The 7,643-nt window shown below is 73.7% G+C and carries 7 protein-coding genes; 5 read left to right on the forward strand and 2 right to left on the reverse strand.

All coding sequences use genetic code 11. The annotated features are described in order from the left end of the window. Positions 1-53 precede the first annotated feature (53 nt). Positions 54-785: an SDR family NAD(P)-dependent oxidoreductase gene (locus tag ABEA53_RS13155; protein WP_345481693.1), complete on the reverse strand. Its 732-nt coding sequence runs from the start codon at positions 783-785 to the stop codon at positions 54-56. A 78-nt stretch (positions 786-863) separates the two neighbouring features. Here ABEA53_RS13155 and ABEA53_RS13160 point away from each other — a divergent pair, with 78 nt between their 5' ends. Then, the gene (locus tag ABEA53_RS13160) at positions 864-1,979 is read left to right on the forward strand and encodes a spore photoproduct lyase family protein (RefSeq protein ID WP_345481694.1); all 1,116 of its coding nucleotides are present in this window, start codon (positions 864-866) and stop codon (positions 1,977-1,979) included. A gap of 4 nt (positions 1,980-1,983) precedes the next feature. Here the strand turns inward: ABEA53_RS13160 and ABEA53_RS13165 are convergent, their stop codons facing one another. Then, entirely contained in the window at positions 1,984-2,697 is a 714-nt protein-coding gene (locus tag ABEA53_RS13165) for a glycosyltransferase family 2 protein (RefSeq protein WP_345481695.1), read from the reverse strand. A 72-nt stretch (positions 2,698-2,769) separates the two neighbouring features. On the opposite strand from ABEA53_RS13165, the gene ABEA53_RS13170 reads away from it, so the two are divergent. The 4 genes from ABEA53_RS13170 (at position 2,770) to ABEA53_RS13185 (ending at position 7,399) form a co-directional block, all read left to right on the forward strand. Continuing rightward, on the forward strand, positions 2,770-4,425 hold the full coding sequence (locus tag ABEA53_RS13170; RefSeq protein ID WP_345481696.1) for a cation:proton antiporter: 1,656 nt from the start codon (positions 2,770-2,772) through the stop codon (positions 4,423-4,425). Positions 4,426-4,588: 163 nt separating this feature from the next. Beyond that, entirely contained in the window at positions 4,589-5,434 is an 846-nt protein-coding gene (locus ABEA53_RS13175; RefSeq protein WP_345481697.1) for an alpha/beta fold hydrolase, read from the forward strand. 139 nt (positions 5,435-5,573) lie between these two features. Next, complete coding sequence (locus tag ABEA53_RS13180) at positions 5,574-6,668, forward strand: Gfo/Idh/MocA family protein (RefSeq protein ID WP_345481698.1); 1,095 nt, start codon at positions 5,574-5,576, stop codon at positions 6,666-6,668. Further along, a complete protein-coding gene (locus tag ABEA53_RS13185; RefSeq protein WP_345481700.1) occupies positions 6,665-7,399 on the forward strand; it encodes a ThuA domain-containing protein in 735 nt (244 codons plus the stop codon). Before ABEA53_RS13180 ends, ABEA53_RS13185 begins: the two co-directional genes overlap by 4 nt. The last annotated feature ends 244 nt before the right edge of the window (positions 7,400-7,643 follow it).

Raw genomic sequence — 7,643 nt, forward strand, 5'->3', positions numbered from 1 at the left:
GTCCTGCTGACCGCGTCCTGTCCTGCTGCAGCGCTCGCCCGAGGACGGCGGGCTCAGGAGGGGAGGTCGGTGCCCGTCACGCGGGCGAGGACGGCGAGCAGCCCGTCCTGGTAGCCCTCGTCGAGGACGGCGGCCGCGGGGCGCTCCTCGCGGCGGTCCTTGAAGTAGCGGCCGCTCACGAGTGCGGCCGGGTCGTCGCCGGTCGCGAGCCAGATCTGCGTCGCCGAGCCCTGGTCGAGGGAACCGGGCGCCCCGGCCCCGCCCATGCGCGTCTTGATCCACCCCGGGTCCACCCCGTTGCTCCGCACGTCGGCCCACCGCCGCGCGACGGCCGCGGCCAGCGCCGCGTCGACCAGCTTCGTGTCGCCGTACGACCAGGCCCGCGTCGCGAAGTCGGCCAGCTCGGGGCGGCCGCTGCGGTGCATGCCGCTCGACAGGTACACGAGGCGGTCCGGCTTCGTCATCAGCGCGGTCAGGAGGTAGGGGGCGACGACGTTGACGGCGTACAGCGTCGCGGCGCCGGCCGAGCCGCCGACCCCGGCGTTGTGGATCACGGCGTCGAAGCGGCCGGAAGCGTTCGCCGCCTCGGCGAGCGCGCGGGTGCCGTCCTCCGACGACAGGTCGCCGACGAGCACGGCCGCCGCACCGGGCGCGGCGTGCCGCGTCGAGTCCGCTCGGGCGTCGCTGCGGGCGTGCAGCACCACCTCGTGCCCCTGGTCGATCAGGCGTGTGCCGACCGCCAGCCCGAGGCCGTCGGCGGATCCGGTGACGAGGACGCGTGCCATGCCCCCACCCTCCCCGCGCACCCTGGGAGGCCGTTCCCAGGGGAACGCCGGAGGCGCCCCGAGCGTTGTCCCGAGCACATGCCTGCACAGCTGCTCGACCGCCCCGAGCGCCGCCTCCCCGCGGCGCCGCGCCTCTGGATCCCCAAGCACGTCCTCGTGACGCGCGCCGCCGCCGACCTGCCGCACACCGCCGAGATCCTGCGGCGCGTGGAGGCGGCCGGCGTCGACGACGTCCGCATCCTGCCCGCCGACCGCCTGCCCACCGCTCCCAAGGGCGAGTCGGAGCGGGAGGCGTACGCGCGTGCCAAGGCCACGATGGCCGTGGTCGTCGCGCCGCCGTCGGCGCTGAAGCCGCAGCCCATCCCGCCGTCGGCGGACTGGCGCCTCGACCTCGCCCGCGGCTGCCCCGCGCACTGCCAGTACTGCTACCTGGCGGGGTCGCTCTCGGGTGCGCCGATCACCCGCGTGCACGCGAACCTCGACGAGGTGCTCGCGCCCATCGCCTCCCTCACCGGCACCGGCTCGGTGACCACCGGCGACGCGCTCCGCGGCGGCGAGGGCACCACCTTCGAGCTCTCCTGCTACACGGATCCGCTCGGCATCGAGCACCTGACCGGCTCGCTCGCCGCCGCGATCGCGCAGGTCGGCACCGGCCGCCACGGCGACGGCGCCTCCCTCCGCTTCACCACGAAGTTCGACGCGGTCGAGCCGCTGCTGGCCCTGCCGCACGGCGGCCGCACGCGCATCCGCTTCTCCCTGAACGCCGCCGAGGTCGAGCGCTTCGAGGGCGGCACCGCCCGCATGCCCGCCCGCATCGAGGCGCTGCGCCGCGTCGCCGAGGCCGGGTACCCGGTCGGGCTCACCATCGCGCCGGTCATGCCCGTCGACGGCTGGCAGGAGTCGTACGGGCGCCTGCTCGACGACGTCGCCGCGGCGCTCGCCGGGATCCCCGCCCTCGACCTGACCGCGGAGGTCATCACGCACCGGTTCACGCCGTCGAGCAAGCAGGTGCTCGAGGGCTGGTACCCGCGGACGAAGCTCGAGATGGACGAGTCGGTGCGCAGCGTGAAGCGCTCGAAGTTCGGCGGCGTCAAGTACGTCTACCCGAAGGGCACGATGGCCGACCTGCGCTCCTGGTTCGAGCGCGAGGTGCCCGGCCGCGTCCCGGGCGCCCGGCTGCTCTACTCGACGTAGCGGGCTACTCCGCGGACCGGTAGGAGGGGCGGCCGAAGGAGGCGCGGAAGCTCGCGGCCCGCTCGTGGTTCTCGGCCGTGCCGTGCTGCCCGACGACGCCGATGTTCTGCACCCGGCTGGCCAGCGGCGCCACCGTCGTGAGGCCGTGCGCCGGCAGCACGCGGGTGTTGAGGTTCCAGTCCCAGCCGGACTCGAACCCGGGGGAGTCGTTCCACGTCGAGTAGTCGCGGTCCCAGGTCCGCCCGATCAGCGCCTCCCACCGATCGCGCCAGGTGCCCCACAGCCACGGCGAGAACGCGGGCGTGCGGTGCACCGCGGCCGGGTCCGCGTCCTCCCCGGCAGGGCTGTAGGCGCACACGACCGCGACGTCGGCCGCGTCGCGGTACGCGTCCGCGCAGTGCTCGAGCAGCCGCAGCACGTCGTCCGCGACGACGAGGTCGTCCTCGGTGCGCGCGACGAAGTCGTACCCGGCCGCGAACAGGGCGCCGAGGTGCCGGTACGGGTTCTCGGCCACGCCGAGCCGCTCGTCGTTCACCACGACCTCTACGTCGGCGAACGGCAGGGCGCGGACCGCGGCGAGCACCGCGTCCCGGGCGGCGCTCGGCTCGACCGCGACCCGCAGGTGCCAGCCGTCCGTCGACACCTCCCGCCAGCTCGCGGCGACCTGCTCGAGGTACTCGACGCGGTCGTAGGCGGTCAGGAGCAGGGCGCGGCGCACGCGCCCAATCCTGCCGACCCGGCTCACGCGGCGCGTGAGCGGCGCGTGAGCGCCACCTGCCACGCTGAGGGCGTGGAACTCGCGATCGCCGTCGCCGCCCTCGGCATGCTCGTCGTCGCCGGCGCGGCCGCGGTCGGCCCGCGGCTGCGGATCCCCGCACCGCTGATCCTCGTCGTGCTCGGGATCGTCGTCAGCCTGCTGCCGTTCGTCGGCGTCGTGCGGGTCGCGCCCGAGCTGGTGCTCGTCGGGATCCTGCCGCCACTGCTCTACTCCGCCTCCGTGTCCCTGCCGGCGATGGACCTCCGGCGCGAGCTCGGCGCGGTCAGCGTGCTGAGCGTCGTGCTCGTGGTCGTCTCGTCGCTGCTGCTCGGCTGGCTGTTCACGCTGCTGATCCCGGGGCTCGACTACGCGTGGGGCGTCGCGCTCGGCGCGGTCATCAGCCCGACCGACGCGGTCGCGACCTCCATCGTCAAGCAGTCCGGCGTCTCGCACCGGGTCACGGCGATCCTCGAGGGGGAGAGCCTGCTGAACGACGCCTCCGCGCTCGTGATCCTCCGCGCGGCGATCGCCGGCGCGGCCGCCGCGGTCTCCGTGTGGAACGTGCTCGGCCAGTTCCTCTGGGCGGTCGCCGGCGCGATCGTGATCGGCGTCGTCGTGGGCCGGCTCACCACGCGGCTGCGCGCCCGGGTGACCGACCCGACCGTGAACACCGTGATCTCCTTCACGGTCCCGTTCCTCGCCTCCCTCCCCGCCGAGCGGCTGGGTGCGTCTGGCCTCGTCGCGGCGGTCGCCGCCGGCGTCGTCGTCGGGCGCCGGGCTCCGCGCTCGCTCAGCCCGCAGCACCGGCGGAACGACGAGGACAACTGGGCGACGGTCTCCCTCGTGCTCGAGGGCGCGATCTTCCTGCTCATGGGGCTGCAGATCGCGGGCATCCTGAGCGCCGCCGGCGGCCCGCAGGCCGGCGTGACGGCGCTGGGGATCGCCGTGGTGGCCCTCGTCGCCGTGGTCCTGATCCGCACCGCCCTCGTCGCGCCCCTCCTCGGGCTGCTCGCGAGGAGGGCTCGCCGGGGCTCGGGCTCCCGCGGGCGCGTGGAGGAGATGCAGCGGCAGCTCGAGGCCGGGGAGCCCGTGGTCGTGCAGCTGCCGAGGGGGCGCGAACGCCGCTTCGACCAGTCGCGCGGCCGGCGCGCGTTCGACCCGAAGCGGTTCCAGAACCGCCTCACGCAGGTGCTCGCCGACATCGACTACCTGACGTCCTCCCGGCTCGGGCCGAAGGAGGGCGTGGTGATCGTCTGGGCGGGGATGCGCGGCGCGGTGACGGTCGCGGCGGCCCAGACCATCCCGGAGGGGAGCACCGGGCCCGGCGACGAGCTGCGGACCCTCCTCATCCTGATCGCGTTCGGCGTCGCCGCGGTCTCGCTGCTGGTGCAGGGCGGCACGCTCTCGCTGCTCATCCGCCTCCTCAACCCCGCCGCCGACGACCCCGACGAGCTGGCGGAGGAACGGGGCAAGGTCCTGCGGATGGTCCAGGACGCCGCCGACGCCGTGCCCCAGGCGGCGGGGGAGTCGCGGAAGGCGCACATGCTGCGGCGGCTGCAGGCGTCGCGGGACGCGCTGCTCGATGCGCGCGACCTCGGCGTGTACGACTCCGCGGTCCTCGGCCACGTGCTCGCGACGCTCGACTCCGGCCAGATCACGCTCGAGATGCAGGGCGGTCCCGACGGCTGACCGGTGCCCAGCGCGTGCAGGGCCGGGATGCGCAGAACGTGCAGTCCGCGCCCAGCGAGTGCACGCCGCACACATCGGATGCACTCGTACCGTCTTCCACGGCCGCGACGTCGAGCGAGCCGCGGACCGCGGCCACGTCCGCGGCCGGATTGGATGCCCACGCATGGCCGACTCCACCGAGGTCACCGTCCACCGCGGCCTGTTCAAGTCCGTCGACCTGTACGTCGAGGACACCGGCGGCACGGGCCGCCCCGTCGTGCTCATCCACGGCTGGCCGCTCTCGGGCGCGTCGTGGTCGCACCAGGTCCCTGCCCTCCGCGGCGCCGGCCACCGGGTCGTCAGCTACGACCGCCGGGGCTTCGGCCGCAGCGACAAGCCCTCCTCGGGCTACGACTACGACACCTTCGCCGAGGACCTCCAGTCGATCCTCGAGGCGCTCGACCTCCGCGACGTCACCCTCATCGGCTTCTCGATGGGCGGCGGCGAGGTCGCGCGCTACATCGCGAAGTACGGGCAGGACCGCCTCCACAGCGTCGTGTTCGCCTCGGCGGTGCCGCCCTACCTGGCGAAGAGCGACGACAACCCCGACGGTCCGCTGGACAAGGACACGGCCGCCGGCATGGAGGCGGGCCTGACGAAGGACCGCCACGCCTTCTTCCCGCAGTTCGTGAACGACTTCTTCTCCGCCAACGGCGTGCTGAAGGTCACGCCCGAGGACGTCGCCGACGCGGTGGCGCTCGCGGAGCAGTCCGACCAGAAGGCGGCGCTCGGCGCGATGAACGCCTTCGCGACCACCGACTTCCGCGACGACCTGAAGAAGGTCACCGTGCCGACGCTGGTCATCCACGGCGACTCCGACGGGGTCGTGCCCTTCGAGGGCTCCGGGCAGCGCACCGCCGCCGCGATCCCCGGCAGCGAGGTCGTCGTCGTGCGCGACGCCCCGCACGGCGTGAACGTGAGCCACGCGGAGGAGTGGAACGCCGCCGTCGTGGCGTTCCTCGCGAAGTAGCCCGGTGCGGCAGGAGGGCGTCGGCGTGGTCGCCGGCGCCCTCTCCGCTGCCTGAGTGCGCCCTGCAGCGCCGAGTGATTGCATGTCCGGTCGGGCGCCCGCAGCAGGGGCGCCGGTCGTCGCGACGAAGGGACACCGCATGCCGCAGCCCGGCACCGATTCCGCTCCGCTCCGCGTGGGGGTGGTGGGCCTCGGCTTCGCCGGCACCACCGCGCTCGACGCCTTCTCCTCGCTGCCGGGGGTGGAGGTCGTCGCGCTCGCCGGCCAGGAGCAGCCCCGGCTCGACGAGCTCGCCGAGAGCCGCGGGGTGCCGAACCGCTACCACGACTGGCAGGACCTCGTCGCGAGGGACGACCTCGACGTCGTGAGCATCGGCGTGCCGAACCACCTGCACCACCCGATCGCCCTCGCAGCGCTCGGCAGCGGCAAGCACGTGTTCTGCGAGAAGCCGCTCGCGCCGACCGGCGCGCTCGCGCAGGAGATGGTCGACGCGGCCCGGGCCGCCGACCGGGTGCTCGAGATCGCCTTCAACCACCGTCGTCGCGCCGACGTGCAGTTCCTGCGCCGCTACCTCGACGAGCACGACATCGGGCGGATCTACCACGCGCGCTCGAGCTGGCGGCGGCGGGCCGGCATCCCCGGCCTCGGGTCCTGGTTCACGAACCGCGCGCTCGCCGGTGGCGGGCCGATGGTCGACCTCGGCCCGCACATGCTCGACATCGCGCTCTTCCTCATGGACGAGCCGCGCGTGCAGCGCGTGAGCGCGGTCACCTACGGGGAGCTCGGGCGGGGCGGTCGCGGCGGCTCCAAGGCGGCCAAGACGACGGGCGGCAACCGCGCCTTCGAGGTGGAGGACTTCGCCTCCGCGCTCCTCCGGCTCGACACCGGCGGCTCGATCCACCTCGAGACGTCGTGGGCCAGCTACTCCGCGGATCAGGAGGACATCGCGGTCGAGCTGCTCGGCGCCACCGGCGGGGTCCGGCTGTTCGTCCGCGACTACGCGACGGACGGCACGATCCGCCTGTACGGGGACGAGGGCGGCGCGCCCGTCGTCACGATCCCGACCGTCCACGTGCCGTCCGGGCACCACCTCGCCGTGATCGAGGAGTTCGTCGCCAAGGTCCGGTCGGGGGAGTGGGCCGACGCCTACGGCGACTACGCCCTGCACCGCAGCCGCGTCATCGACGCCGTCTACCAGTCCGCCGCCGAGGATCGGGAGGTCGAGGTCGCATGAGGATCACCGTCTGGAACGAGAACGCCCACGAGACGAGGGGCGACGAGGTCGTCCTCGGCCACTACCCGCGGGGCATCCACGCCGCCATCGCCGAGGGGCTCGCCGCCTCTTTCGCCGCGGAGGGGGACGTGATCCGCACGGCCACGCTGCAGGAGCCCGAGCACGGGCTCACCGAGGAGGTGCTCGCGGACACGGACGTGCTGCTGTGGTGGGGGCACATCGCCCACGCGCAGGTCGCGGACGAGGTGGTCGAGCGGGTGCACCGCCACGTGCTCGCCGGCATGGGGCTGCTCGTGCTGCACTCCGGCCACTACTCGAAGATCTTCCAGCGCCTGCTGGGGTCGACGGCCTCCCTCCTCTGGCGCAACGAGGGGGAGCGGGAGCTGGTCTGGACGATCGACCACACCCACCCGATCACCGAGGGGGTGCCCGACCCGATCGTCATCCCGCGGCAGGAGATGTACGGGGAGCCGTTCGACGTCCCGGTGCCCGACGAGCTGGTCTTCGTCTCGTCCTTCGCAGGCGGGGAAGTGTTCCGCTCCGGGGTCACCTACACGCGCGGGCTCGGCCGGATCTTCTACTTCTCGCCCGGGGACCAGGAGTACCCCGTGTACCACCAGCCCGAGATCCAGCGGGTGCTGGCGAACGGGGTCCGCTGGGCGGCGCCGACGCAGCCCCGGCGCGACCAGGTGGCGATCCACAAGCCCGAGGCCGGCTGGTTCGAAGCCTGACCCCGCTGGTCGTCACCGGCACCTCGAGTGCGACACGCCCGAGGTGGCGGTGGTGTTTGCGGTGTGGTGGGGGTCCACGTAATGTTCCTTCTCGCCCCCAGACGGGCCGGTGAGCGAAGCTCCTGGCTCTCAAGCGGGAAGGCTTCTACTGCTTTCGCAGGTCTGACAGGTTCGCCTGGCGGTTGTGGGTGGTGGGGGTGTCGAGGACGCCTCAGGCTGTCGGATGCGAGTCCGGTGGGTGATG

Source organism: Amnibacterium soli, from assembly GCF_039544415.1.
Classification (GTDB): domain Bacteria; phylum Actinomycetota; class Actinomycetes; order Actinomycetales; family Microbacteriaceae; genus Amnibacterium; species Amnibacterium soli.

Excerpts from the sequence above, each read along its gene's own strand:
- ABEA53_RS13185 (WP_345481700.1), top strand. The coding sequence starts at position 6,665 with ATGAGGATCACCGTCTGGAACGAGAACGCCCACGAGACGAGGGGCGAC.
- ABEA53_RS13160 (WP_345481694.1), top strand. The coding sequence starts at position 864 with ATGCCTGCACAGCTGCTCGACCGCCCCGAGCGCCGCCTCCCCGCGGCG.
- ABEA53_RS13155 (WP_345481693.1), bottom strand. The coding sequence starts at position 785 with ATGGCACGCGTCCTCGTCACCGGATCCGCCGACGGCCTCGGGCTGGCG.
- ABEA53_RS13180 (WP_345481698.1), top strand. The coding sequence starts at position 5,574 with ATGCCGCAGCCCGGCACCGATTCCGCTCCGCTCCGCGTGGGGGTGGTG.
- ABEA53_RS13175 (WP_345481697.1), top strand. The coding sequence starts at position 4,589 with ATGGCCGACTCCACCGAGGTCACCGTCCACCGCGGCCTGTTCAAGTCC.